This window comes from Methylomonas montana, assembly GCF_030490285.1.
Classification (GTDB): Bacteria; Pseudomonadota; Gammaproteobacteria; order Methylococcales; family Methylomonadaceae; genus Methylomonas; species Methylomonas montana.
Genome location: NZ_CP129884.1, coordinates 490631 through 515801 on the forward strand (window position 1 = coordinate 490631; position 25171 = coordinate 515801).

Annotated in this window: 29 protein-coding genes; 14 read left to right on the forward strand and 15 right to left on the reverse strand. The window is 51.7% G+C overall.

Annotated elements, in window-relative coordinates:
* Nucleotides 1–73 precede the first annotated feature (73 nt).
* From QZJ86_RS02330 to hisC, 7 genes are all read right to left on the reverse strand, one after another.
* Nucleotides 74–565: a TadE/TadG family type IV pilus assembly protein gene (locus QZJ86_RS02330; RefSeq protein ID WP_301936101.1), complete on the reverse strand. Its 492-nt coding sequence runs from the start codon at nucleotides 563–565 to the stop codon at nucleotides 74–76.
* Between the two features lie 10 nt (nucleotides 566–575).
* Nucleotides 576–1043 (reverse strand): prepilin peptidase, encoded by a 468-nt coding sequence (locus QZJ86_RS02335; protein ID WP_301936102.1) that lies wholly within the window; start codon nucleotides 1041–1043, stop codon nucleotides 576–578.
* Between the two features lie 40 nt (nucleotides 1044–1083).
* Nucleotides 1084–1257 (reverse strand): Flp family type IVb pilin, encoded by a 174-nt coding sequence (locus QZJ86_RS02340; protein ID WP_301936103.1) that lies wholly within the window; start codon nucleotides 1255–1257, stop codon nucleotides 1084–1086.
* 544 nt (nucleotides 1258–1801) lie between these two features.
* Nucleotides 1802–2524 carry a cytochrome c1 gene (locus tag QZJ86_RS02345; RefSeq protein WP_301936105.1) on the reverse strand — a complete coding sequence of 241 codons (723 nt, stop codon included), beginning with the start codon at nucleotides 2522–2524 and terminating at the stop codon, nucleotides 1802–1804.
* 3 nt (nucleotides 2525–2527) lie between these two features.
* A complete protein-coding gene (locus tag QZJ86_RS02350) occupies nucleotides 2528–3925 on the reverse strand; it encodes a cytochrome b (protein ID WP_301936107.1) in 1398 nt (465 codons plus the stop codon).
* Nucleotides 3922–4521, reverse strand: coding sequence for a ubiquinol-cytochrome c reductase iron-sulfur subunit (gene petA / locus QZJ86_RS02355; protein WP_301936108.1), 600 nt, complete (start codon nucleotides 4519–4521; stop codon nucleotides 3922–3924). Before petA ends, QZJ86_RS02350 begins: the two co-directional genes overlap by 4 nt.
* Before the next feature lie 251 nt (nucleotides 4522–4772).
* Entirely contained in the window at nucleotides 4773–5861 is a 1089-nt protein-coding gene (hisC, locus tag QZJ86_RS02360; RefSeq protein ID WP_301936109.1) for a histidinol-phosphate transaminase, read from the reverse strand.
* Nucleotides 5862–6615: 754 nt separating this feature from the next.
* Here hisC and QZJ86_RS02365 point away from each other — a divergent pair.
* Nucleotides 6616–7473 (forward strand): retron St85 family effector protein, encoded by an 858-nt coding sequence (locus QZJ86_RS02365; RefSeq protein ID WP_301936110.1) that lies wholly within the window; start codon nucleotides 6616–6618, stop codon nucleotides 7471–7473.
* On the opposite strand, the gene QZJ86_RS02370 is transcribed toward QZJ86_RS02365, so the two are convergent.
* Entirely contained in the window at nucleotides 7448–8395 is a 948-nt protein-coding gene (locus QZJ86_RS02370; RefSeq protein WP_301670534.1) for an IS1595 family transposase, read from the reverse strand. The two genes, QZJ86_RS02365 and QZJ86_RS02370, sit on opposite strands and share 26 nt — an antisense overlap.
* A gap of 205 nt (nucleotides 8396–8600) precedes the next feature.
* Here QZJ86_RS02370 and QZJ86_RS02375 point away from each other — a divergent pair, with 205 nt between their 5' ends.
* Nucleotides 8601–9551, forward strand: coding sequence for a retron St85 family RNA-directed DNA polymerase (locus tag QZJ86_RS02375; protein WP_301936111.1), 951 nt, complete (start codon nucleotides 8601–8603; stop codon nucleotides 9549–9551).
* A gap of 455 nt (nucleotides 9552–10006) precedes the next feature.
* Here QZJ86_RS02375 and hisD read toward each other — a convergent pair whose 3' ends face one another.
* The 7 genes from hisD to QZJ86_RS02410 are packed head-to-tail and all read right to left on the reverse strand — an operon-like array spanning nucleotide 10007 to nucleotide 15648.
* A complete protein-coding gene (gene hisD / locus QZJ86_RS02380) occupies nucleotides 10007–11308 on the reverse strand; it encodes a histidinol dehydrogenase (RefSeq protein ID WP_407081635.1) in 1302 nt (433 codons plus the stop codon).
* A 4-nt stretch (nucleotides 11309–11312) separates the two neighbouring features.
* On the reverse strand, nucleotides 11313–11939 hold the full coding sequence (hisG, locus tag QZJ86_RS02385; RefSeq protein ID WP_301936112.1) for an ATP phosphoribosyltransferase: 627 nt from the start codon (nucleotides 11937–11939) through the stop codon (nucleotides 11313–11315).
* Between the two features lie 15 nt (nucleotides 11940–11954).
* Nucleotides 11955–13220: a UDP-N-acetylglucosamine 1-carboxyvinyltransferase gene (murA, locus tag QZJ86_RS02390; protein WP_301936114.1), complete on the reverse strand. Its 1266-nt coding sequence runs from the start codon at nucleotides 13218–13220 to the stop codon at nucleotides 11955–11957.
* Nucleotides 13221–13253: 33 nt separating this feature from the next.
* Nucleotides 13254–13565, reverse strand: coding sequence for an STAS domain-containing protein (locus tag QZJ86_RS02395; RefSeq protein ID WP_301936116.1), 312 nt, complete (start codon nucleotides 13563–13565; stop codon nucleotides 13254–13256).
* Nucleotides 13565–14029 carry an outer membrane lipid asymmetry maintenance protein MlaD gene (gene mlaD / locus QZJ86_RS02400; RefSeq protein WP_301936117.1) on the reverse strand — a complete coding sequence of 155 codons (465 nt, stop codon included), beginning with the start codon at nucleotides 14027–14029 and terminating at the stop codon, nucleotides 13565–13567. Before mlaD ends, QZJ86_RS02395 begins: the two co-directional genes overlap by 1 nt.
* A 1-nt stretch (nucleotide 14030) precedes the next feature.
* Entirely contained in the window at nucleotides 14031–14813 is a 783-nt protein-coding gene (mlaE, locus tag QZJ86_RS02405; protein WP_301936119.1) for a lipid asymmetry maintenance ABC transporter permease subunit MlaE, read from the reverse strand.
* Between the two features lie 16 nt (nucleotides 14814–14829).
* Nucleotides 14830–15648: an ABC transporter ATP-binding protein gene (locus tag QZJ86_RS02410; protein WP_301936121.1), complete on the reverse strand. Its 819-nt coding sequence runs from the start codon at nucleotides 15646–15648 to the stop codon at nucleotides 14830–14832.
* A 144-nt stretch (nucleotides 15649–15792) separates the two neighbouring features.
* Between QZJ86_RS02410 and QZJ86_RS02415 the strand changes: the two genes are divergently transcribed.
* The 12 genes from QZJ86_RS02415 to minE are packed head-to-tail and all read left to right on the forward strand — an operon-like array spanning nucleotide 15793 to nucleotide 25075.
* Nucleotides 15793–16767, forward strand: a complete 975-nt coding sequence (locus QZJ86_RS02415; protein ID WP_320415838.1) for a KpsF/GutQ family sugar-phosphate isomerase — start codon at nucleotides 15793–15795, stop codon at nucleotides 16765–16767.
* A 12-nt stretch (nucleotides 16768–16779) separates the two neighbouring features.
* Nucleotides 16780–17313 (forward strand): 3-deoxy-manno-octulosonate-8-phosphatase KdsC, encoded by a 534-nt coding sequence (kdsC, locus tag QZJ86_RS02420; RefSeq protein ID WP_301936123.1) that lies wholly within the window; start codon nucleotides 16780–16782, stop codon nucleotides 17311–17313.
* Complete coding sequence (gene lptC, locus QZJ86_RS02425; protein ID WP_301936125.1) at nucleotides 17310–17876, forward strand: LPS export ABC transporter periplasmic protein LptC; 567 nt, start codon at nucleotides 17310–17312, stop codon at nucleotides 17874–17876. The genes kdsC and lptC overlap by 4 nt, the downstream gene beginning before the upstream one ends.
* Nucleotides 17863–18369, forward strand: coding sequence for a lipopolysaccharide transport periplasmic protein LptA (gene lptA / locus QZJ86_RS02430; protein WP_301936127.1), 507 nt, complete (start codon nucleotides 17863–17865; stop codon nucleotides 18367–18369). Before lptC ends, lptA begins: the two co-directional genes overlap by 14 nt.
* Nucleotides 18369–19094, forward strand: a complete 726-nt coding sequence (gene lptB, locus QZJ86_RS02435) for an LPS export ABC transporter ATP-binding protein (RefSeq protein WP_301936128.1) — start codon at nucleotides 18369–18371, stop codon at nucleotides 19092–19094. The genes lptA and lptB overlap by 1 nt, the downstream gene beginning before the upstream one ends.
* A 13-nt stretch (nucleotides 19095–19107) precedes the next feature.
* A complete protein-coding gene (locus QZJ86_RS02440) occupies nucleotides 19108–20544 on the forward strand; it encodes an RNA polymerase factor sigma-54 (protein ID WP_301936130.1) in 1437 nt (478 codons plus the stop codon).
* 39 nt (nucleotides 20545–20583) lie between these two features.
* On the forward strand, nucleotides 20584–20874 hold the full coding sequence (gene hpf, locus QZJ86_RS02445) for a ribosome hibernation-promoting factor, HPF/YfiA family (RefSeq protein ID WP_020483551.1): 291 nt from the start codon (nucleotides 20584–20586) through the stop codon (nucleotides 20872–20874).
* 55 nt (nucleotides 20875–20929) lie between these two features.
* Nucleotides 20930–21787, forward strand: coding sequence for an RNase adapter RapZ (gene rapZ, locus QZJ86_RS02450; protein ID WP_301936135.1), 858 nt, complete (start codon nucleotides 20930–20932; stop codon nucleotides 21785–21787).
* A gap of 35 nt (nucleotides 21788–21822) precedes the next feature.
* A complete protein-coding gene (gene mgtE / locus QZJ86_RS02455) occupies nucleotides 21823–23181 on the forward strand; it encodes a magnesium transporter (protein WP_301936137.1) in 1359 nt (452 codons plus the stop codon).
* 47 nt (nucleotides 23182–23228) lie between these two features.
* Nucleotides 23229–23987 (forward strand): septum site-determining protein MinC, encoded by a 759-nt coding sequence (gene minC / locus QZJ86_RS02460; RefSeq protein WP_320415839.1) that lies wholly within the window; start codon nucleotides 23229–23231, stop codon nucleotides 23985–23987.
* A 21-nt stretch (nucleotides 23988–24008) separates the two neighbouring features.
* Complete coding sequence (gene minD / locus QZJ86_RS02465) at nucleotides 24009–24821, forward strand: septum site-determining protein MinD (protein WP_301936139.1); 813 nt, start codon at nucleotides 24009–24011, stop codon at nucleotides 24819–24821.
* Nucleotides 24821–25075 carry a cell division topological specificity factor MinE gene (minE, locus tag QZJ86_RS02470; RefSeq protein WP_196435145.1) on the forward strand — a complete coding sequence of 85 codons (255 nt, stop codon included), beginning with the start codon at nucleotides 24821–24823 and terminating at the stop codon, nucleotides 25073–25075. Before minD ends, minE begins: the two co-directional genes overlap by 1 nt.
* The last annotated feature ends 96 nt before the right edge of the window (nucleotides 25076–25171 follow it).

Sequence of the window (25171 nt, forward strand, 5' to 3'; positions counted from 1 at the left end):
CAGCCAAAAAATCGTCCTTGTAAATTATAGCCGGCTACCTGCTTGGCTAACAAGACGCCATGCGCGAGCTGCATCAAAGTTGCCCGTCAGAGGTGATGACGAAATTGTCGGGGATATTGGGGACATTGCCGATGACAGGAAATGTCAGAACCGGCAGCAATGGGCTTTCCGTATAAGGGTAGGTTAGCGTGACAGTGATGTTGGAACCCGCCACGGCGACCTGAATCTTGTCGTAGTTGGGCGCGGTGCCGAGGATGACTTCTTTCTGGGACTCAGGCAGCCAGGCCAAGGTTTGAACGACCGCGCCGCGGGCCAGTTCGGCGACCTTGGCCTGATAATCGGCGTTGCTGGCAAAGGCAGTGGGGTCTGCCTTGATCGCGGCGCGAGTACCTTCCTTTGACGCGTGCGTCAGTGATTGGTCTAAAGTCATGACCAGGCCATAACCGACGATGGCATAAAACAGTGTGAAAAATAACGGGAACGCCAATGCAAACTCGATGGCAACCCCGCCTTTTTGTCGGTGCCCCGCTGCGTGATGCGAATCCGGATGGGGTAATGTTCGCATCGGTCGTTGCTTACACATTGCCGCTGCCGAGCATGGCCAGCATCAATCCCAGGGCAATGAATATGCCTTGCGGCAGGCGCAGGTTTTTGGAAGCGTTTTGTTCCGCCTGCCTGGATTTGCTCATGCTAAGCCAAAGCGCCACTGGCAGCGTCAGTAGGCTGCTGATCACAAAAGTAGTCGCCAATATCTGTGCGCCGCCTATGAAGCCGATGGCCGACATTAGCTTGATGTCTCCTGCTCCCAGCCATCCCAACCATAGGCATGGCGACAAAAAAAACAACACGCCGATACCGGCAGTCACAGCCGAAAGCGGCGAAGCACCCAGGATGCTTCTGCCGTAAATCAGTAAATAGATTATGGCGACTCCGGCCGCGCCCAGCGTCAGACTATTGGGTAGGCGCCGTTGCCGATAATCAAGTAGGACAAGAGAGCATGTCCATGCGATTAGCAGACCTTCTGGCCCCAGTAATCGATCCATCGTTCAGTATGTTCGTATAGGATAACTGAAGCGCTTGTGATTATGGTGCTGGTGTCAGGGCGGTCTGGATGCTGGTAAAAATAACTCCAATGGCGTCGCCGATGGGGGTAACGAATGTGGCGATAACCACCGCCACCATGGCTGCCAGCAACGCGTACTCAAGTGCGCTGGCGCCGTCTTCGCGGTGGATCAGTTTTGTGATGAATGCTTTCATGTGCTTCTCCTAGTTTATATTTATATTTATCTGTGGAGCCTATTGCTAGGCTGTACTAATAAGACAGCGCATGGCGGCTTGGTAGTTAAGGCTGCGTCGAAAGAAGTGCTTGCGTCCGTCGCCAATAAAGCGTTGATTCTTACTGATTGCACAATCTATTCAAGAAGATTTGAGGTGTCAACGCGAGCTAGATAACTTAGCTCACACTCTTGTGAAATGATCGTGACGCTTGGCAAAAGTTATTGGTTTCGAGCTTGTTGCCATGGCGAACACAGTATCATATGAGGTTGCTGTGTGCTGGAGTATCGGTCGATTGTGATTCGTCGGCAGCAAATGTTCTTAGAAGCTGTTTAAAAGCGTCGGGAGCTTGTTCACGGCAAGGCGAAAAACCGGAGTGTACATGGAGTGCATGAGGATTTTGAGCGATTTTTCAACACAGTCAGGGGCAAGCGCAGCGGCTTTTAAACAGCTTCTTAGGCATAAAAAAACCGGTATCCGCGACAGCCGATACCGGTTTGATGGATAGCGCTAGCTTAAGCTGTGTTTAGTGCACGTCTTTCCAGTACTCTTTTTTCAACAGATAAGCCAGCACGATGAACATCAGGATAAAGAACAATACATATTTGCCCATTTGCTGTCTTTCCAGTTGCACCGGCTCGCCGACGTAAACCAGGAAGTTGACCAGATCGTTGACCATTTTGTCGAATTCCTGCGGCGACAACTGACCCGGTTGCTCCAGTTTCAGGTCGGTGATCACGTCTTGACCATCGACTTTATGAATCACCGCTGATTGAGTGCCTTGCAGTTGCCAGAATACGTTGGGCATACCCACATCCGGGAACACCACATTGTTGACGCCCAAAGGCGATTTACCCGGTTCGGCATAAAAGCTCCTCAGGTAGGTGTACAACCAGTCGGCGCCGCGCGAACGGGCAATCAACGATAAATCCGGCGGCGTGGTGCCGAACCATTTTTCCGCATCATGCGCATTCATGGCCGAGTGCATCTGATCATAGATGCCGGCGCCAAAGGGTGCCACCACTTTTAGCACTTCGCCTTCATCCAGTTTCAAATCCAGCGCAATGCGTTTATAGCGAATATGTTTCGCCGAATGGCAGCCCAGGCAGTAGGTGACGTAGTATTTGGCGCCGCGTTCCAAGGCCATGGTATCAGACAGGTCGATATCGGCGCTGTCAAGCTTGACGCCGGCACTGGCAAACACGTTGAAAGGCAGCAAAAATAAAAGAGTGTAGAGTATTTTGTTCATGGCTTAATCCAGGCTCTTTTTCAGGTTTTTTGCAAAACGAATCAGTACGGCTGAAATGCCGGACCAGTTCGGCCTTTTTTTGGCGACGGTGCCGCCGAGATTGTCGGGAACTTGGTGTACCTCAACCACTTCATCGACTAATGCCAGCAGAGCGGGAATGCGATCTTCCAGGCTTGGCTGCGTGGTCAGTCGATTCGGTACCGGTTTGGTTTTTTCCCAGCGTGTATACAGCGGCATTAACAGGAAAAAGCCGAAGTAAACAGCGGTCAATACCCGAGCAACAGTCGTCGCGCCCGGTGTGGCGGGTTGGGTTCCCAAATAGCCCAAGCCCACGAAAGCGATAACAAATAGCGCCAGCGCTTTTTTGAACATACCGCCGCGATAGCGGATGGATTTGACCGGGCTGCGGTCCAGCCAGGGCAGCATGAACAGCACCACGATCGCGCCGCCCATCGCAATCACGCCGGCAAACTTATCCGGTACTGCGCGCAAAATGGCGTAGAACGGTGTGAAATACCAGACCGGCGCAATATGTTCTGGTGTTTTCAATGGATCAGCCGGGATAAAGTTGGCGTGCTCCAGAAAGTAGCCGCCCAATTCCGGCATGTAGAAAATCACCGTGGCGAAGAAGAACATGAACACGCCGACGCCGACGATATCCTTGACGGTGTAATAAGGATGGAAGGGAATGCCGTCGACCGGATGTCCCCAGGGGTCTTTTGATTGCTTTATTTCAACGCCGTCAGGGTTGTTGGAGCCCACTTCGTGCAACGCGACAATATGCAGGAATACCAGGATCAACAATACCAAGGGCACCGCAATCACGTGAAACGCGAAGAAGCGGTTCAGCGTTGCGTCGGAAACCACATAGTCGCCGCGGATCCACAGTGACAATTCGTCGCCGACCACCGGAATCGCGCTGAACAGCGAGATAATCACCTGCGCGCCCCAGTAAGACATTTGTCCCCAAGGCAGCAAATAACCCATGAAAGCTTCGGCCATCAGGCAAACGAAGATCAGCATGCCGAAGATCCAGATCAGTTCGCGAGGTTGTTTGAACGAACCGTAAATCAGGCCGCGGAACATGTGCAGATAGACCACGATGAAGAAGGCCGAGGCGCCGGTGGAGTGCATATAGCGCACCAGCCAGCCCCAATTGACGTCGCGCATGATGTATTCGACCGAGTCGAAGGCTAGCTTGGCATCAGGCTTGTAGTTCATGGTCAGCAGAATGCCGGTGATGAACTGATTAACCAGTACGAACAGGGCTAAAGAACCGAAAAAGTACCAGACGTTGAAGTTTTTAGGCGCATAGTAATGCGCCATGTGTTCGTTCCACAGATGGGAGAGTGGAAAGCGCTCCAGCAGCCAATCGCTGCATTGATTCAATTTTTGCTTCATGCGTTGTTTGCCTCGCTGTCTTCGCCAACGACAATCAGATTGTCTGTTTCATATCGATAGGGCGGGATTTCAAGATTGGTAGGGGCGGGAACGCCGCGATAGACACGACCGGCCAGATCGAACCAGGAACCGTGACATGGGCAAAAGAAACCGCCTTTCCAGTCTGCGCCTAAATCGTTAGGGGCAATTTCCGGGCGAAACGTGGGCGAGCAACCCAAGTGCGTGCAAAGACCGACCGCGACAAAGATTTCCGGCTTGATCGAGCGCAACGGATTTTTACTATATTCGGGTTGCAGCGATTCGTTGGATACCGGGTCAGCCAGCTTGCTGTCCAAGGTCGCCAGCGTCGCCTGCACTTCCGGTGTTCGATTCAATATCCAGACCGGCTTGCCGCGCCAAGCCACCCTGATCAACTGGCCGGGTTCCATTTTACTGATATCGACTTCGACGGGCGCGCCGGCGGCCATGGCTTTGGCGCTGGGCTGCATTTGCGAGAGAAAGGGCACGGCCAGATAGCCCGCGCCCACCGCTCCGACCACGGACAAGGCCGAGGTCAGAAACTGGCGTTTGGAATGATCGACGCCTGCGTGGTTCATAAGTAACACTCCTGCATGATGTGCGGCGTACCTTTCAATACGCCGTTTATTATAATTTTTCCCGGCAAATATACCTTACTGGCCCGGATTATTGAAATTGTTATTGGGCCGCCGGCCGCGCGAGCCGTGGGCTGTCGTGCCGCTCGCACCGACGCTGGTCGGCGGTCGTCATCATTGGCTGATTCGACTCCGGGGCGACGTTGGTTGAGACAATCGATAAGTGGTTGATTTACGGTGTGTCGCGCCGGCGTTTAGTCGCCGGCTGTCTTTAACGAAGCGGTCAATGCGCTCAGAAAAGCCTGGTTTTCGTCCGGCTTGCCTATCGTCACCCGCAGGCAGTCGCCGAGTAAGCCGCCTTGTCCGGACAGGTTTTTGATTAAGATGCCTTGCGTTTTCAAGTTGGTAAACACCTGGTCGGCGGGGACTTGCTCGGTCCTGAACAGGATGAAATTGGCGGCGCTGGGATAAACGGTCAAGCCGGGCAGCGCTTGCAGCGCGGCAGCGACGACATTGCGTTCTTCGCGGATGGCCTGGGTTTGTCGGGCCAGGAAGTCGCCGTTTTCCAAGGCGAAGCCAACGGTGGCCTGAGTCAGGCTGTTGATGTTGTAGGGCAGACGAACCTTGTCCAGCTCGGCGATCAATTCGGCGGGGCCCGCTAAAAAGCCTAGTCGCAATCCTGCCAGTCCTAGTTTGGAGACGGTGCGCATTACCAACAGATTGGGATAATGACCCAATTCGCCGACGAAGCTGCAATCGGCAAACGGCGCATAGGCTTCGTCGACGATGACCAGTCCCGGCGTGGCGGCAATGATGGTCTTGACGGCCTCGGCGTTGAATAGATTGCCGGTCGGATTATTCGGATAGGCGATGAAAATCACGGACGGCCGCTGCTGGTCGATCGCTTGCAGCATTGCCGGCAGATCGAGCTCGAACTCGGCGGTCAACGGCACGCCGACATAGTTCAGGCCCAGGCTGCGGGCGATTTGTTTGTACATCACGAAGCCGGGTTCCGGCGCCAACACCGTGGCATCGCCGGCCAGCGCCATCAATAGAATCTGGATGATTTCGTCGGAACCGTTGCCCAGTAACAGTTCGGCATGGTCCGGAATGGCGTTGCTGCGCCGCAGGCTGGCGCATAAGGAGCGGCCGGTCGGGTCCGGATAGCGATTGATCGGGCAGGTTTTCAGCGTTTCCAACCAGCGGTCTTGAATATCTTCCGGCCAGCTATACGGATTTTCCATGGCGTCGAGTTTGATGAAATTGCTGGCATCGGCGACATGGTAGGCCGACATGGACAAGACTTCGGGGCGGAACAGATTGGCGAGCGGTTGGGTTGGCATGTTGTCAAACTCTGCGGAATTGGAACAAACGGCATGTAGCATGCCCGATCAAACTTGGGCGGCCGCGAAGGCAAAAAAATCGGCGGATTTTAACAAAGCGGAGGACGAACGCATAACCTTGAAAACCAGCCTGGTGCGTCCCCGTTGACGCGAATCGCGCGCGGCGGTGCGGGCGATACGGCGGGCGGATTCTAACACTGGTTTATGGAGGTCGCAAAGGCATTAGGTTGTGTCGCTACGCGACGGCCTATTTAGAAGTCGGGTCTCGGCCCGACAGCCGAGATACTTTTCTTTGCTTGTCCAAAGAAAAGTATCCAAAAGAAAAGACACCCGGATGCCGCTTATTCCCTGCGCTCCGAAGGGTTTGAACGGGGTTTTCCGAAGGGGGCTTCCCAGCCCCTGCGGAAACGCGATGCATCCCTGCATCGCCCCTTGGGCTTATCCGTTAAAACCCTCCAGTGCTCGGCGCGGCAAACGGGACAAAACCCCTCCGCAAAATTCGAGACTGTTTAATATTTGTGAAGATTTTAGATTTTAGCGCCTCATGGCCTGGTTGCGACTTACGGCTTTACTTGTGCTATATTGCTAAATACTCTTTACGCGTTTTATATGGAAATTTAAGTATGTCGGGCGTTCAGCCAGACTCAAATTTATTGATAAGATTTAGGCTGCGCAGAAGGCTTCTTCGGTCTTCCGCGTTGCTACAGCCCAAAGAAGCCTTCTGCGCTTCCTTAAAGGTAAAGAGTAATTCAAGTTGGTAAAAGATTTACGATTAGAACATCTGAGTTCTTTCTCATTGAAAGGCTCAGAAGTTTCGCTGACTCCTCCTATCATATTTGCCTGTGGCGGCAATGCAGATGTTCGCTTACCTGAACCAAAATCCGTTCGTGGTTTCTTTATCGAACATATTGTTTCAAGAGAGCCAGAGTTATTCTCTCATATCAGAATTGCTGAAAATTTCAAGGATTGGCTAAATGATTCGAAATATGCTGATCTTAAAACTTTCGAAGAAGATATTGCTCATATTTCATCTTTAATATTGATATTTTTAGAGAGTCCTGGAACTATTGCCGAGTTAGGGCTTTTTGCAACTTACGACAATTTAATAGATAAGCTGATTATTTTTGTTAGTGAATTTCATTATAGTTCAGACTCGTTCATTAAGCTGGGTCTGTTGCGTTATCTTTCTGGTAAGAATGAAGATATAGTGCGTTGCTATCCTTGGGATGATAATAACCTAAAAAATACAGCAAAGTCAGTTATAAATGACATATCTGAAGATATTAAAGATTTGTTAAGTAAACATCATAAAAGAGAAGTTTTTCAAGAAGAAAATCCGGGACATATTTCGTTTGTGATCTTTGAGATAATCTTGCTATTTAAGGCGTTGAAATATAATGAAATAATGGACTCGCTAGAGTGTTTAGGTCTATGTATTTCTAAACAAAAACTAAACAGGTTTTTGTTTCTTCTTGAAAAGCTAGGCTTTATTTCAAAGAAAAGCTATGGAAGCGAATTTTACTATCCTTTGCAGAAGCAAAGCAGAGTTAGTCTTTCTCTGAAAGATAAAACAAAAAAGATCCTGATTACCCATAAGCCTCAGCTAATTTGAGCAAACGGCCCGGCATGGGTGGAGAATTAGCCGCAGCGATGAGAAACCGCGGCATTATGGTTTGCAGATCGAATCTGCGATTAAAACGATAACAAAACTCGGCCAGATAGCGGGGTAAATGTTTGGACTGAATGGCATGGTAAGTGCCATTGATGGCGCGCTTCACGTTACCGATCATGGTATTGACCCAGGCGAATTCTTCTTTCGTCACGCTGTCAGGACCACCGCCGGTGACAATGGAGTAATGGTGACAACCGTGATCGAGCACGGCGGAAAAGCAAGCTAAGCCGTCCGAGTACACCAGACTACCCGGCTGAAGATGATGGCCGGCCCAGCGCTTGATTTCGCTGTTGCGGAAGCCTTTGACGACATTCAAGTTCATCGCGATAGGATGGTGTTCCTTGTTCAGCGCCACCGCCGCGACAAAAGGCGTCTTGTTTTCCGAACCTCGCCCGCGTTTGCCACCCCGATGCTCGCCGCCCCAGTAAACGTCATCGAGTTGAATAATGCCGGTCAGCGGTTTGCGATCATCGCGCTCTTTCATTGCCTGCATGATCTTGTGCTTGAGGCTCCAGGCGGTGTTGTAGGAAACGCCGATTTGCCGCTTCAAGGCTAAAGCCGACAAACTGGTTTTGGCTTGAGTCAGCAGATGAATCGCCAGAAACCACACGGTGAGCGGCAACTTGGTTTGTTCGAACAGCGTACCGCTGATCAACGAGGTTTGGTGATGGCACGTCGTGCACTGATACAAATTGCGAGTCTTGATCACGCTATAGCGGCGGCGACCGCAGCCTGGGCATTGAAACCCGGATGGCCATCGCGCCTGAAATAGCCCTGCGGCACACTGGCTTTCAGTACCGTAGCGATTCATGAAATCCGTCAGGCTAAAGCCTTTTTGAAATTGGATCGGATTCTTTTTCATGCCACGATCTCCTGTCAGTTCATAGCTTTCATTGGACTAGCAGGATGCTCGTAAGTTGCTGAGGGTCGTGGGTAATCAGGAAAAAGATTGATAAATCAGCTATAACCATGGCTGCAATGCAGTTTTACATGCAAGAGCCCAAAGAACGACATCGTCGAAGAATGCTTAGTAGCCTTCTTGTTAGTGAAGATTCTGGCGAAAAATTATGATTTTAAAATACCTGTCGAATTTGCTTAGTTTAGAAAAAAGTGAAATCCTTAGGTTTATTGCTTCGTCACCTCATCGTTATAAAGTTTATTCAATACCGAAAAGAAAAAAAGGTGAATTTAGGGTAATTGCCCAACCTTCTTTTCAGTTAAAATTTATTCAAAAAGCTATTTTGAAAGAGTTTTTTTCTGACCTTTCTGTGCATCGTAGCGCAATGGCTTACGTAAAAGGCAAAGGGATTAAAGATAATGCTTTAATGCATGCCGATAATGTTTTTCTACTTAAAATGGATTTCCAAGATTTTTTTCCATCAATTAAGCCAGAAGACTTTATTGAGCATTTAAAATGGTCGACTAAATTTAATCTCTCGGAAGAGGATAAATTCGTTATTACCAGAGTTTTTTTCTGGTCGCCAGTTAGAGGCAAGCCTTTGGTCATGAGTATTGGTGCCCCTAGCTCTCCTTTTATATCAAATACTATCATGCAGCAATTTGACGAAAAAGTCGATTATTACTGTGTGGGAAATAGTATAACGTATTCGCGTTATGCTGATGATTTGATTTTTTCGACATCTTTGCCGCAAGCGCTGTCTTTGGTTCCTAAATTTATTGAAGAAACCATCAAGACATTGCCATACCCAAGATTAAAAATTAATCGAGAAAAAACAGTTTTCTCCTCTAAAAAACACAATAGACATATAACAGGGCTCACAATAACTAATGACTCCAGATTGTCAATTGGAAGGGCTAAAAAAAGATATATAAGTAGTCTTGTACATAAGTACACGCTATCTCAATTAGATGTTGAACAGTTAAGTTATTTAAAAGGATACTTGGCATTTTGCCTTGATGTAGAAAATGATTTTGTAAAACGCCTAGAAAAAAAATATGGAAAAAATGTTATTTCTGAATTGCTTAGTGTTTCTAAAAATCCACAGGCAATCTGCTAATTCCAGGGCAATAGGATGAGCTAAAAATAAGAGAAGTGCATTGTTCGCGAGTGATGCGCCTTTAGTGCCAGCACATCTTGCATTATAGATCTTTACATTTCATATTAGTTTTTGGCTGGATTACGGGAGGGTTTTATTCCCGTTATTTCGCCCCGAGCATCGCAGCTTTTGGCGAGATCAGCCCGCAGGGGAGCGGCAGGGATGCCGCTCGTTTTTGGAGGGGCTGGGAAGCCCCTTCTGAAAACCCTAGCCAAAAGTGAGGAGCGCAGGATAAAGGCGGAATTCTGGGTGGCCTTTTCTTTGAATACTTTTTTTGGCCACGCAAAAGAAAGTATTTCGGCTGTCGGGCCGAGACCCGACTCAAAAATAACCGTCGCGGCAGCGACACAATATGACCGCTGGCGCGGTCACTCTGCGTTCCCACTCGGCGCGTAGGAACGAGGTCAAACTAATTTTCAAATTCTAAACTCCGCCGACCGCGCATGCGCAGTAAGACTCTCCCCCCGCGCCAACACCGAGGCAATCTTACCCAAGTTCTGCGCACCCACCGCCGAACAATTAATCAAACTGCTGCGTTTTTGAAAATCGTAAACGCCCAGCGGCGAGGAGTAACGGGCAGTGCTGGAGGTGGGCAGCACGTGGTTCGGCCCGGCGCAGTAGTCGCCCAGCGCTTCGGCTGTGTAACGGCCCATGAAGATCGCGCCGGCATTTTGGATTTGCGCACAAAGCGCTTCCGGATCGGCGACTGATAGTTCTAAATGTTCCGGCGCGATACGGTTGGCGACTTTGGCCGCTTCCGCTAAATCGGCCACCTTGATGAATGCGCCGCGACCGGTTAGCGAAGCGCGGATGATGTTGGCGCGTTCCATCTGCGGCAATAGCTTGTTGATACTGACTTCGACTTGTTTCAGAAAATCGGCGTCGTCGCTGATTAAAATGGCTTGGGCGTTTTCGTCGTGTTCGGCTTGCGAGAACATATCCATCGCGATCCAGTCCGGGTTGGTCTGGCCGTCGCAGATGATCAAAATCTCGGACGGGCCGGCGATCATGTCGATGCCGACTTGGCCGAACACCAGTTTTTTAGCGGTGGCGACATAGATGTTGCCGGGGCCGACGATTTTATCCACCGCCGGAATCGATTCGGTGCCGTATGCCAATGCCGCGACGGCTTGGGCGCCACCGATGGTGAATACCCGGTCCACGCCGGCCACATAAGCCGCCGCCATGACTAGTGCATTGGTTTCGCCGCCCGGCGTGGGCACGACCATGATCAGTTCGCCGACGCCTGCGACTTTGGCCGGAATCGCGTTCATCAATACCGAGGATGGGTAAGCGGCTTTGCCGCCCGGCACGTAAAGCCCGGCCTTATCCAATGCGGTGACTTTCTGGCCCAACACAGTGCCGTCCAGTTCGGTATATTGCCAGGACTGCAATTTCTGATGCTCGGCATAAGCACGTACCCGGTCGGCGGCGGTTTGCAGCGCGATGGCCTGGGTGCTGGGCAGGGTGTCCCAAGCCGTTTTCAATGAACCGGAATCCAGTTCCAGTTCCGCGGCGGTCTTGAACGTGGTGGCGTCGAAGCGGTTGGTGTACTCCAATAAGGCTTTATCGCCGCGTTTTCTGACGTCGGCGATGATGTCCAATACCCGTTTGTGTATCTCTAAATCGTCGCTGGCATCCCAAGCCAATCGGGCTTGCAATTGTTCCCGAAAGTCGGCGGCGGCGCTGTCGAGGCGGAGCATTTTGATCGCAGTCATGGCTTTACCTTTGCGCTAAGGTGGTTTCGAACTGGTCTATCAGTGCTTGAATGGCTTGGTGTTTCATTTTCATTGCCGCCTTATTGACCACCAGTCGAGAGGTGATGTTGGCGATTAGTTCCCGTGGCTCCAGGCCGTTGGCCTTGAGGGTGTTGCCGGTATCGACCAAATCGACGATGCAGTCGGCCAAACCGACCAACGGCGCCAGTTCCATCGAACCGTACAGCTTGATGATTTCGGCCTGAATGCCCAGATCGGCGAAATAGCGTTGCGCGGTTTTCACGTATTTAGTGGCGACCCGCAAGCGGCCTTTCACTTCCGGCGCGTTGACCGGACCGGCGGTCATCAGCCGACAGCCGGCGATACCTAAATCCAGCGGTTCGTAGAGACTTTCCGCGCCATGCTCCAGCAGCACGTCCTTGCCGGCGATGCCCAGGTCCGCCGCGCCGTATTCGACGAAAGTCGGCACGTCGGTGGCGCGGATGATCACCAACTGCACGTCGGGGCGGGTGGTTTGCAGAATCAGTTTGCGGCTTTTATCGGGGTCGTCTATCGGCCGAATGCCGGCCTGTTCCAGAAAGGGCAATGCTTCTTCGTAAATACGGCCTTTGGATACGGCAATGGTCAACATGGCTTTGCGATAAGGTTAGTTAGGAACGCGGCGTATGGTGGCGCCCAGTTGTGACAGTTTTTCTTCGATATGATCGTAACCGCGGTCGATATGGTAAATCCTGTCTACCAGGGTTTCGCCTTCCGCGACCAGACCGGCCAATACCAGGCTGGCGGAAGCCCGCAAGTCGGTAGCCATGACCGGCGCTGCTTTCAACTGGCCGCTGCCGGTACAGATCGCAGTGTTGGATTCCAGCTTGATTTGGGCGCCCATCCGTTGCAGTTCCTGGACGTGCATGAAACGGTTTTCGAACACTGTTTCGGTGATCAAGCCCACGCCTTCGGCGACCGAGTTCAGCGCGGTAAATTGCGCCTGCATGTCGGTCGGGAAAGCTGGATAAGGCGCAGTGCGGACGGTGACGGCTTTCGGACGCTTACCGTGCATGTTCAGTTCGATCCAGTTTTCGCCGCAAGTGATGTCGGCGCCGGCTTCCTTCAATTTGACCAGTACCGCATCCAGGGTGCTGGGGTCGGTATTTTTCAGTTTGACATGGCCGCGGCTGATCGCTCCGGCCACCAGATAGGTGCCGGTTTCGATGCGGTCGGGCAGGATGTCGTAATGCAAACCTTCGACGCCCAGTCTTTCCACGCCTTCGACGGTGAGAATGTCGGTGCCGACGCCGGTGATTTTGGCGCCCATTTTGTTCAGGAAGTGCGCCAGGTCGGTGACTTCCGGTTCTTTCGCGGCGTTTTCGATGATGGTAATGCCTTCGGCCAGGGTGGCGGCCATCAGGATGTTCTCGGTACCGGTTACGGTGATTTTGTCCAGTACCAAACGGCAGCCTTTCAAACGAGTGGCCTTGGCATGGATATAACCGGCTTCAACAGTAATATCGGCGCCCATTTTGATCAGCGAGTCGATGTGAATATCGACCGGCCGGGTGCCGATTGCACAACCGCCGGGCAGCGACACATACGCTTCGCCGAAACGGGCCAGCAACGGTCCCAATACCAGAATCGAGGCGCGCATGGTTTTCACCAGTTCGTAAGGCGCTTCGTATTTGTCGATGGTGCTGGAATCGACTTCGATGTTCATTTTTTCGTCGACGGTCAGGCGCACGCCCATTTGGCCGAGCAGTTCCATCGTGGTGGTGATGTCGTGCAAATGCGGAATGTTGCCGACGCTGACCGGTACATCGGACAACAGGGTGGCGGCCAGGATAGGCAGGGCGGCATTTTTGGCGCCGGAGATTCTCAGTTCGCCGTGCAGCGCTTGGCCGCCGGTAATCAGTAATTTGTCCATGGATTCACTAGGGTCTGTGGAGAAGAGCGCAGCTTACTGCGTGTGAGTTGCAAAATATTCGGTTTCGTCGAAGCCGCTGAGCTTGGCCAGCGCCATCAACTGCGCGGGGACGTTTTTGAAGGACAGTTTAACCCGGCCCATGCGGCTGAGTCTGATCCATTCGATCATCAGCGCCAGACCGGCGCTGTCGGTGGTTTGCACTTTGGCCAGATCGATGCAAATGGCGTCCATGCCTTTCAGAAATTTGAAAGATTTTAAAGTCTGCTTGTCGATGTTGGCGAAGGTCAGATTGCCTTCAACGGTAAAATGGCCGGGGGCTTGTTCGGTCAATGACAGCACGGACATTATTTGCCTTCCGCCTTATTCAGCATGAATTTACCGATCATTTCTTCCAGCACGATAGCCGAGCTGGTGATGTCCAGGGTGCTTTTGTCTTTCAAAAACTCCTCGGACGAGCCGGGATCGATGCTGATGTATTGCTCGCCCAACAGGCCGGCGGTATAGATGCTAGCACCGGAATCGGAAGGCAGGTTGTTGTATTGCGATTCGATGCGCATTTCCACGATGGATTCGTGGCTTTCCTTGTCCAGCCTGATCGCCGAAACCCGGCCGATACGCACGCCGGCGACCGATACCGGCGATTTAACTTTCAAGCCGCCGGAGTTTTGAAAGTGGGCGATCACCGTATAGCTGTCGTTGCTGCTGTATGTGCCGAGGTTACTGACTTGCAGAGCCATGTAAAACAGCGCGGCGATGCCGCTGGCGACAAAAAAACCGACCAGGGTGTCCTGGGTCTTGGAATGCTGCATGTTAAATGTCTCCAAACATGAGTGCGGTTAGAATGAAATCGAGTGCCAGAACCGAGAAAGCCGAATTGACCACGGTGCGGGTGGTGGCGCGGCTGACGCCTTCCGAGGTGGGTATCGCGTCGTAGCCTTCGAACAAGGCAATCCAGGACACCACGAAGCCGAATACCACGCTTTTGATGATGCCGTTGACGATGTCTTCCCGAAAATCGATGTTGGCCTGCATCTGCGCCCAGAATGCGCCGTCGTCGACGCCGAGCATGCCGACGCCGACCATGAAGCCGCCCATCACGCCGATCGCGCTGAACAAGGCGGCCAGCAAGGGCATGGAAATAAAACCGGCCAAAAAGCGCGGCGAGATGATGCGTTTGATAGGGTCGACCGCCATCATTTCCATGCCGGATAGCTGTTCGGTGGCTTTCATCAAGCCGATCTCCGCGGTTAATGCCGAGCCGGCGCGGCCGGCGAATAATAGCGCGGACACCACCGGTCCCAGTTCGCGCACCAAGGACGCGGCCACCATCACGCCCAGGGATTCTTCGGCGCCGAAGTCGGAGAGAATGTTAAAACCTTGCAAACCGAGCACCATGCCGACGAACAGGCCGGAGATGGTGATGATCAGAAACGATAGCACGCCGACCGAATACATTTGCTTGAGCAGCAAGTTGGGGCGCGGCAACACATCGCCGATGCCGGTCAGCGTGTGAGTCAGAAAAAACGTGCCGCGGCCGAGCTTGGCAAAGCTGCTGCGGGTGGTTTTGCCCAAGTTTTGCAGAAATTGAAGCATCGATAATTAAATGTGGTTATTTGCTGGCCAGCAGGTCGTCCAGATAGTCGGGCGCCGGGTAGTGGAAGTGTACCGGACCGTCGGCATCGCCGTGCATAAACTGTTGCACCCATTCCGAATCCGATTCTTGCAATTGTTGTGGCGTGCCTTGGCCGATGATTTTGCCTTCGGACAGCACATAGATGTAATCGGCGATGGCGGCGGTTTCCTGGACGTCGTGCGACACGATGATGCTGGTCAAGCCTAACGTAGTATTTAAGGACTTGATCAGATGCACCAAGGCGCCCATCGAAATCGGGTCCTGGCCGGTGAAGGGTTCGTCGTACATGATCATCAGCGGATCAAGGGCGATGGCGCGGGCCAGCGCTACCCGCCGCGCCATGCCGCCGGACAGTTCGTTGGGCATCAGCTCGCGGGCGCCGCGCAGGCCGACGGCCTGGAGTTTCATCAAAACCAGGCTGCGGATCATCGACTCCGGCAGATGGGTGTGCTCGCGTAGCGGAAATGCCACATTATCGTAAACGTTCATATCGGTCAGCAAGGCGCCGCTTTGGAACAGCATGCCCATGCGTTTGCGCAGTTCGTATAGTTCTCTGGTGCTCAAACGATGCACGTTTTGACCGTCGACATGAATTTGGCCTCGATCCGGTACCAATTGACCGCCGATCAATTTCAGTAGCGTGGTCTTGCCGGTGCCGCTGGGGCCCATGATAGCGGTGATTTTGCCGCGTTGAATGTCCAGATTGACCGCGTCGAAAATTTTTCTGGAGCCTCTGGAAAAGCTCAAGTTGCTAATAGAAACGATATTGTCTGTAGGACTTGCGCTATTGGCCATCTACCGGGATCGCAGGAGTTTTTTGATTGGGAACGGGCTATTTTCTATGACTCGCCGAGAATAAGTCAATGACTTGGGGTGAAAAGTCGGTTAATAACATGCAATAATGGTTCCTTTTTATTCGGGTGCCTGGAGTCGATTTGCGTGGGTTGTGATCAAGACATACAAGCGTTGGCGTTGGCGGTGATTCAAACCGAAATGCAAGCGGTTGCCGGCTTGGCCGCGCGCATCGACCAGAATTTTGTCGGCGCCTGCCATTTGCTTCTGGCTTGCAAAGGCCGGGTGGTGGTGACCGGTATGGGTAAATCCGGTCACATCGCCGGAAAAATTGCCGCCACCTTGGCCAGTACCGGCACGCCGGCCTTTTTCGTGCACCCCGGCGAGGCCAGCCACGGCGATCTCGGTATGATTACCCGGCAGGATGTGGTGTTGGCCTTGTCCAATTCTGGCGAAACCGAGGAAATCTTGACGATTTTGCCTATCATTAAGCGACTCGGCGTACCGTTGATTGCGCTGACCGGTAATCCCGCATCGGCTTTGGCTAAATTTTCTACGGTACATATTAACGTCGCCGTCGAGCAAGAAGCTTGCCCGCTGGGTTTGGCGCCGACCGCCAGTACCACGGCTGCATTGGTGATGGGCGATGCGCTGGCGGTGTCGCTGTTGGAAACCAAAGGCTTTACCCGCGACGATTTCGCGCTGTCTCACCCCGGCGGCAGTCTGGGTAAGCGCCTGCTGCTGCAGGTCAACGACATCATGCATCGCGGCGCGGAAGTGCCGGTGGTGGCGGATAGCGTTTTAGTGAGTGATGCCTTGTTGGAGATGACCGGTAAAAAAATGGGCATGACGGCGGTTGCCGACGGCGAAGGCCGGGTCGCCGGGATTTTTACCGACGGTGATTTACGGCGCATGCTGGAAAAGAATTTGGATGTGCATACGACCAAGGTGGTCGAAGTGATGACCGGGCCATGCAAGGTGATCGGCGGTGACATGTTGGCGGCAGAAGCGATGCAAATCATGGAGACCAAAAAAATCAACGCCTTGTTGGTGGTCGATGATCGGCAAAAATTATTGGGTGCCTTGAATATGCATGATTTGTTGCGGGCCGGGATAGTCTGAGAGTAGCGAGCGATGTTTGATTTAAATCCGCAACAATTAAGTATTGTCAAACAATTAAAACTGCTGATCCTGGATGTGGACGGCGTGCTGACCGATGGTCGCTTGTTTTTCGACGACAGCGGCAGGGAATATAAATGTTTTCATGCGCGCGACGGCCACGGGATTAAATTGCTGCGGCAAACCGGCGTCGAAGTGGCGGTGATTTCCGGCCGTAAATCCAATTCGGTGACGTTGCGGATGCAGGGCCTGGGTGTCGAGCATGTGTATCAAGGCCACGAAAACAAGCGCGCTGCGTTCGCGGAAATTTTGCAAATTTTGGAGTTGGCGCCCGATCAGGTGGCTTATATCGGCGATGACATACTCGATTTGCCGGTGATGCGTCAGGTCGGTTTTGCCGTGGCAGTACAGGATGCCAATTTTGCGGTTAAACACCATGCTCATTGGCAAACGCAGACCCCCGGTGGCCTGGGCGCTGTGCGGGAAGTTTGCGATTTGATCATGCAAGCCCAGGGTAGCTTCGAAGACGTATTGCAGACTTATTTATGACATTGCTGAAAAGTCTACAGATTTTTATCTATGTCGGTTTGGCTGCGCTGCTATCGTGGTGGTTGGTGCAACTTAACGAACAACGTGACGCCGAAATAAAAATTGCCGAGAATAGCCCGGATTTTTTTAGTGTGGGTTATTTCAAGAAGGAAATGAATGTCGATGGCGTGCCGAAAAGCGAATTGACGGCGGAAAAAATGCAACATTATAAGATCGACGGCAGCACTCACTTGGAAAAGCCGGTCATGAGTCTTTACAACCCCGATCAAATGCCTTGGCTGATTAAAGCCGACAGTGGCGTGATGGCGGCGGACGGCGATAATTTGCAATTGAACGGCAGTGCTTATATCAATCGGGAGGCGTCGAAAACCAACTCGGCGTTGACCATCAACACATCGGATTTGCGGGTCAAACTCGCCAGCCATTATGCGGAGACACAGGCGTGGGCGGAGATCGTCAGCCCGCCCAACAAAACGGCGGGAATAGGAATGGAAGCGACTTTTGTGAGTCCGATTCACCTGAAATTGTTGTCCAAAGTGAAAGGTCGCTATGAAATTAAGTAAAATGGCCGGTCTGTGCCTGTTATTGTCGGCGCGGATGGCGCTGGGTTTGGAATCTGATCCCGATCAGCCCATATATATAGACTCCAATAACGCGGTTTATGATGAAAAGACCCAGATCAGTACCTATACCGGTAACGTGGTCGCGACGCAGGGTAGTATCAAAATCGATGCCGATCAGTTGGTGGTGTATTTGAAGGATGGCGCAATTACCAAGCTGATTGCGACCGGCAAACCGTCGCGTTTTAAGCAGTTGCCGGCGGTTGGCAAGGAAGAGATGCACGGTGAAGGCTTGGTTAACGAGTATTACCCGGATAAGAATTTACTGATTTTTATGAAAAATGCCACGGTATGGCAGGGCGATGCCAAACAATCCAGCGAATATATCGAGTACGATACGCTTAATTCCTTATTGAAAGCCGGCGAACAGCAATCCGATGGCAAGCGTGTGCATTCGGTGATTAAGCCCAAGCCCAAAACCAAGCAGGCGCAGTGATGGCGCGACTGGTTGCGGAACAACTGTTCAAGCGCTACAACAACCGCAATGTCGTCGATGGCGTCAGCTTGCAGGTTGAAGCCGGTGAAGTGGTCGGATTGTTGGGGCCGAACGGTGCCGGCAAGACCACCAGCTTTTACATGATGGTGGGCTTGGTCAAGGCCGATAGCGGCGATATTTTTCTCGACGATCAACGTATCACGCATCAGCCTATGCACAGGCGGGCGCGGCTGGGGATTGGTTATCTGGCTCAGGAAGCTTCGGTATTTCGCAAGTTGAGCGTGGCCGATAATTTGCGGGCGGTGTTACAGCTTCGTGCCGATTTGACCGATGGTCAGATCGAATTAGTGATCGACGAATTGCTAAGCGAATTTAATATCAACCACTTGCGTAATCAGGTGGCCTTAGGCTTGTCAGGGGGCGAACGGCGCCGGGTTGAAATCGCTCGGGCCTTGGCCAGCGAGCCGCAGTTTATTCTGTTGGACGAACCGTTCGCCGGCGTCGATCCAATTTCGGTGCTGGAGTTGCAAAAAATTATTGCGCACCTTAAGCACCGCGGCATCGGTATCCTGATTACCGAGCATAAGGTTAGGGAAACATTGGAGATATGCGATCGGGCCTACATCTTGAATGAGGGCAAGGTTATAGCGGAAGGACAGTCGCGCCAGCTTGTTGATAATGAAGAGGTACGCAGAGTGTACCTGGGCGACAAATTTAGTTTATGAAATTCGAGTAGTCATGAAGCAATCCTTACAACTCCGTATCGGCCAGAGTCTGACCATGACGCCGCAGTTACAGCAGGCGATCAAGTTATTACAGATGTCGACTTTGGACTTGCAACAGGAAATTCAGCAAGCCCTGGAATCGAACATGATGCTGGAGGTGGAGGAAGAGGATTTACCCAATCTGGATTTTCGCGAAAAAAAGGTCGATAACAGCGATCAGGTTGGCAGCGAAGGCTCGCAAACCGATATGCCGGACGAGTTGCCGGTGGAGTTTAGTTGGGAAGATGTTTACGAAAGCGCACTGCCAAGCGGTAGCGATGACGGCGATAGCCCCGAGTTCGAAGCCTTTCGCGGCAAGGCCGAATCCTTGCGCGATCATCTGATATGGCAATTGGAATTGATTCCGATCTCTGACCGGGATTATGCGATTGCGGTGGCTATCATCGATGCGATCAACGACGACGGCTATGTGACCAGTGAGTTGACCGACATTTTGCAAGGGTTACAGGAACAGTTGGACGGTTTGGAAATGGACGAAGTCCAGGCCGTGTTACACATGGTGCAGAATTTCGATCCGGTTGGCGTCGCTGCGGTCGATCTGGCCGATTGCCTGCGTATACAACTGCAACAATTGCCGGCGACTACGTCGTATAAAACCGAGGCTGTGGATTTTGTCTGCCGACATCTGGATTTGTTGGCCAGTTGCGACCAGGTCCGCTTGATGAAACGGGTTGGTTTGAGCGAAGAGGTATTAAAAGGCATATTGGCGCTGATTAGAACCTTGGATCCCAAACCGGGTGCGCGGCTGCAAGATGTTGACGTCGAATATGTGGTTCCCGACGTGTTCGTCGCCAAGGTCAGCGGCCAGTGGTTGGTTAGTCTGAATCCCGAGATCGCTCCGAAGTTACGCATCAATCCTTTCTATTCCGGGATGATCAAGCGCGCCGACAATAGTCAAGACAATGTCAGCATGAAGAGCCATTTGCAGGAAGCGCGCTGGTTTATCAAAAGCCTGCATAGCCGCAACGATACCTTGTTGCGAGTGGCTAAAAGCATCGTCGAAAAACAAGGCGATTTTTTCGAACACGGCGCCATCGCGATGAAGCCGATGGTGTTGCGCGATATCGCCGAGGAATTGGAGCTACATGAGTCCACCATCTCCAGGGTGACGACTCAAAAATACATGCACACGCCGCACGGGGTGATTGAATTTAAGTATTTTTTCTCCAGCCATGTCAGTACCGATGGCGGAGGCGAGTGTTCGGCAACAGCCATCCGGGCACTGATAAAAGAGTTGGTCGGCAGTGAAAATCCGGCCAAACCATTAAGCGATAGTAAAATATCAGACTTATTGAACGAGAAGGGCATTAACGTCGCGCGCCGCACCATTGCCAAATATCGGGAAGCGATGTCCATCCCTTCGACCAGCCAACGGAAAAGGCACATTTAATCGATTTGGAAGAATAATTTTTAAAACTAGGAGTATTCCATGCAAGTTAGTATCACAGGTCACCACGTAGAAGTCACAGAGGCATTGAAAGCATATGTCGATGAAAAAATTAGCAAAATCAAACGTCATTTCGATAACGTCGTTGATGTTCATGTCATTTTGACCGTTGAGAAGTTGGAGCAAAAAGCCGAAGCGGCCGTGCAAATCAGCGGTGCCAAACTGTATGCAGAGGATGTGCAGGAAGACATGTATGCTGCCATCGACAATATGGTCGACAAACTCGACAGACAAATCGTCAAACATAAAGAAAAAAATCAAAACCATCGTTAATTTGAGGTTGAGCGATACAGAGTGAGCGCGGTTTTCGCTCTGTATCGATTTGGATATGAAACTTGTCATCGTCAGCGGATTATCGGGATCGGGTAAGAGTATCGCCTTAGACACTCTGGAAGATTGCGGCTATTACTGTATCGACAATCTGCCGGTCGTGTTGCTGGAAGACTTTGTCGATCATGTAATGCTGAAAGACGAGCAGACCTATAGCAAAACCGCAATCGGCATCGACGCCAGAAACCGCAACGACAAGCTGGCTTATTTTCCGGATAGCCTGGCCTCGATTCGCAACAAAGGTATTGATTGCGAGCTGGTATACATGGAGGCAGATGAGAATATTATTCTCAAACGCTACAGCGAAACGCGCCGCCGGCACCCGTTGACAACCGAAACCAGACCCTTGCGCGAGGCGTTGGAAATAGAACGGGAAATGCTGCGGCCTGTCGCAACGCGCGCCGATATTGTTATCGACACCAGCTATACGCATTACCATCAATTGCGGGATTTGTTGAAAAACCGCTTGGGCGAGAAAGGCAAAAGTTCATTATCGATTTTGTTTCAGTCCTTCGGTTTTAAGTACGGTATCCCCTTGGATGCCGATTTTGTATTCGATGCCCGCAGCCTGCCCAATCCCTATTGGGCGCCGGAGCTGCGGGGATTGACCGGTAAGCATGCCGAAGTCATCGATTTTTTACAGAACGAAGCAATCGTGAAAGATTTTCTGCACGACATCGGTTACTTTATCGGGCGCTGGGCGCCGCGATTCGAGTCGGACAATCGCAGTTATTTGACTATCGCCATCGGTTGTACCGGTGGTCAGCATCGCTCGGTTTATTTGGTTGAAGCATTGAGTAAGCATTTTCAAAGCATTACTCCTAACGTCATCGTCAGGCACCGGGAATTGCGTTAACGCAGTCGCCGCGCCTCATTTCTTGGTTTTTACTCATGACACCACCAGCAAAGCTTGAAAACACCGCGCATCTCTTGGATCGCGCGACGGAAGTATTGGCGAAGGGCTCTCTAATCGAGATGAGAAATCTGGTGCGCTCATTGTATCCGGCAGAAGCCGCGCACATACTTGAATCCCTGGAACCTGAACAGCGAGCCAAGATGTGGGCGTTGATACCGCCAGGGGTGATCGGCGAGATTCTGGTCGAAGTGAATGTCGAAGTCGGCAGTAGCTTGCTGAAAATGACCGATAGAAAGGATTTGATCGCTGCCACCGAATCCATGGGGGCGGAAGGGATGGTGGATTTACTGCATGTCTTGCCCGAGCCGCTGTTGTCTCAAGTCATGGAATCTATCGGCGTTCATAACCGCAATCGTTTCGAAAAAGCGCTGGGTTACGACGAGCATACCGCGGGTGGCTTGATGTCCGACGATGTATTGACTATCCGCGCCGATGTGACCTTGGATGTGGTGGCCCGTTATCTCAGGCTGCGCGGTAAGCTGCCGGCGGCCACCGACAGCCTGATCGTGGTTGACCGCAAGGAACAGTTTCAGGGCTTGTTGGCGCTCGACCAATTACTGACTCACGATCCCCATGCCAAGGTCGAGACGGTGATGGATACCCGCAGTGCCGGTATTCCCTATCGCATGTCCAGTCGCGACGTGGCTGGTTTGTTCGAACGGCGAAAACTGCTGTCGGCGCCAGTGTTGGCGGATGATGGGAAAGTATTGGGGCGTATCACTATCGACGACGTGGTTGGTTTGATAAGAGATGAAGCGAATCACTCCCTGATGAGCATGGCCGGTTTGAGCGAAGAGCAGGATATGTTCGCGCCGGTGATCAGTAGCGCCAAGCGTAGAGCATTATGGTTGGGTGTTAACTTGCTGACCGCGTTTTTAGCGGCGTCGGTTATCGACTTGTTTGAAGATACTATTCAGCAAATCGTCGCGTTGGCGGTGTTGATGCCGATTGTGGCCAGTATGGGGGGAATCGCCGGCAGCCAGACTTTGACGCTGGTGGTGAGAGGCCTGGCATTGCGGCAGATCACGACCAGCAATGCGGGTAGTTTGCTGTTCAAGGAAATATCGGTGGGTTTGCTCAATGGCTTGGGTTGGGCTGTCGTGGTTGCGGTGGTGGCCGGACTGTGGTTTCACAATCCGCACATTGGCATACTGCTTGGCGTGGCGATGCTGATCAATCTGGTGTGTGCGGCCTTATCGGGCGTAGCGATTCCGGTATTGCTGGATAAGATCGGTGTCGATCCGGCCTTGGCCGGCGGCGTGTTGCTGACTACGGTTACCGATGTAGTTGGTTTTATGACATTTTTGGGCTTGGCAACCTTGTTTTTACTGTAACGGTCTGTGCTTTTTGTCACAGAAAATGATAGTATTTCGAGCATAAATTGGCTGATTTTCCAAATTCGATGTCGACTGGCACCATAACTTCGCAAAAAACAGCTTTGGAGTTTAAAAGCACATCACTGACAGTGCCGGTGTTACTGTTGGCCAGCAACGACCTCTCCCTCGTCGATCAGCAGCTTAAGGAAAAGGTGGTGCAAGCCCCCGAGTTTTTTAAAAACTCGCCGCTACTGATCGATCTGCAAAAACTCAACGCTCAAAATCTGGCTATCGACTTTGCCGAAATAGTCGGCATAGTGCGCCAGCATGGCTTTATGCCGATAGGCATTCGCGGCGGTAACGAAAAACAAAATAGCGATGCGTTGGCTATGAATCTTCCTCAGCATTCACTGCATGGTAGCAACGCGCCCCTGGTCAACAAAGCGCCGGCAAAAACCTTATCGACTCCCGCGCCGGAAGAGCAAAAGCCAGCCAGCCAAACGGTTGAAAACAAGTTAATCACCCAGCCGGTCCGTTCCGGACAGCGGGTTTATGCAAAAGGTGATTTAATCGTCACTGCAACCGTTAGTGCCGGCGCCGAGATCATGGCGGAAGGTAATATTCATATCTACGGATCGTTGCGCGGCCGGGCTTTGGCCGGCGTGTTGGGCGATGTCAACAGCCGGATTTTTTGTTCGGATTTGCAAGCCGAGTTGATTTCTATAGCCGGTATTTATCAGATCAGCGATGATTTGAAACATGCCGCGCATAAACCCGTACAAATCAGTCTGGATAATCAGACTTTGATTATCAAAGATATTTAAGCTTTTCTTGGAGGAACAACATTGGCCAGAATTATCGTAGTAACATCGGGAAAAGGTGGAGTGGGTAAAACCACAACCAGCGCCGCTATCGCCATGGGCTTGGCGAAGCGCGGGCATAAAACGGCTGTCATCGATTTTGATGTGGGACTGCGTAATCTCGACTTAATCATGGGTTGTGAGCGTCGAGTGGTTTATGATCTGGTTAATGTCATCAATAACGAAGCAACCTTGAATCAAGCGCTGATCAGAGATAAGCGTTGCGATCAATTATTCATATTGCCCGCCTCGCAAACCCGCGATAAGGACGCTTTAACGACGGAAGGTGTCGGCAAAATTCTGGAAGAACTTTCCAAGGATTTTAAATACATCGTCTGCGATTCGCCGGCAGGAATAGAGCGTGGTGCTACACTTGCCATGTATTTCGCCGACGACGCCTTTGTGGTGACCAACCCCGAAGTCTCTTCGGTGCGAGATTCGGACCGGATGCTGGGAATTTTGGCGAGCAAGTCGCGGCGTGCCGAAAAGGGCGAGGAACCGATCAAGGAATATTTGCTGCTGACCCGTTATTCTCCAGATCGGGTCAAATTAGGTGAAATGTTGAGTGTCGAGGATGTGCAGGAGATTTTATCGCTGCACTTGTTGGGCGTTATACCGGAATCCAAATCGGTGCTGAATGCCTCAAACTCCGGCAACCCGGTGATATTGGACGAACAAAGCGACGCGGGTCAAGCGTATGCCGATATCGTTGCTAGGTATCTTGGGGAAAACAAACCGCACCGCTTTATAGACGAAGAGAAGAAAGGCTTATTTAGCAAGCTGTTCGGGAGTAAGTGATGAGTCTCTTGGATTACTTTAGGTCATCGAAGCCCAATACCGCGTCTTTAGCGAAGGAGCGGTTGCAGATATTGGTAGCTCATGAACGGTCGTCGCGGAATCAGCCGTCCTATTTGCCGCAATTGCAACAAGAATTGCTGGCGGTGATCCGTAAATATGTCAACGTAGGGCAGGACGCCATCACCGTTAATTTCGAACAGGATGGTAACCAGGAAACATTGGAACTCAATATTGTGCTGCCTGATGAGCGCTAGTTGCGTTTGCAAGCTTGACGCGGTTTACGCAGTACATTGACCGATCGCGCAACTACAAACCCCCGATTTTTTTTGTTGTTTAAATAATGAGGAGTT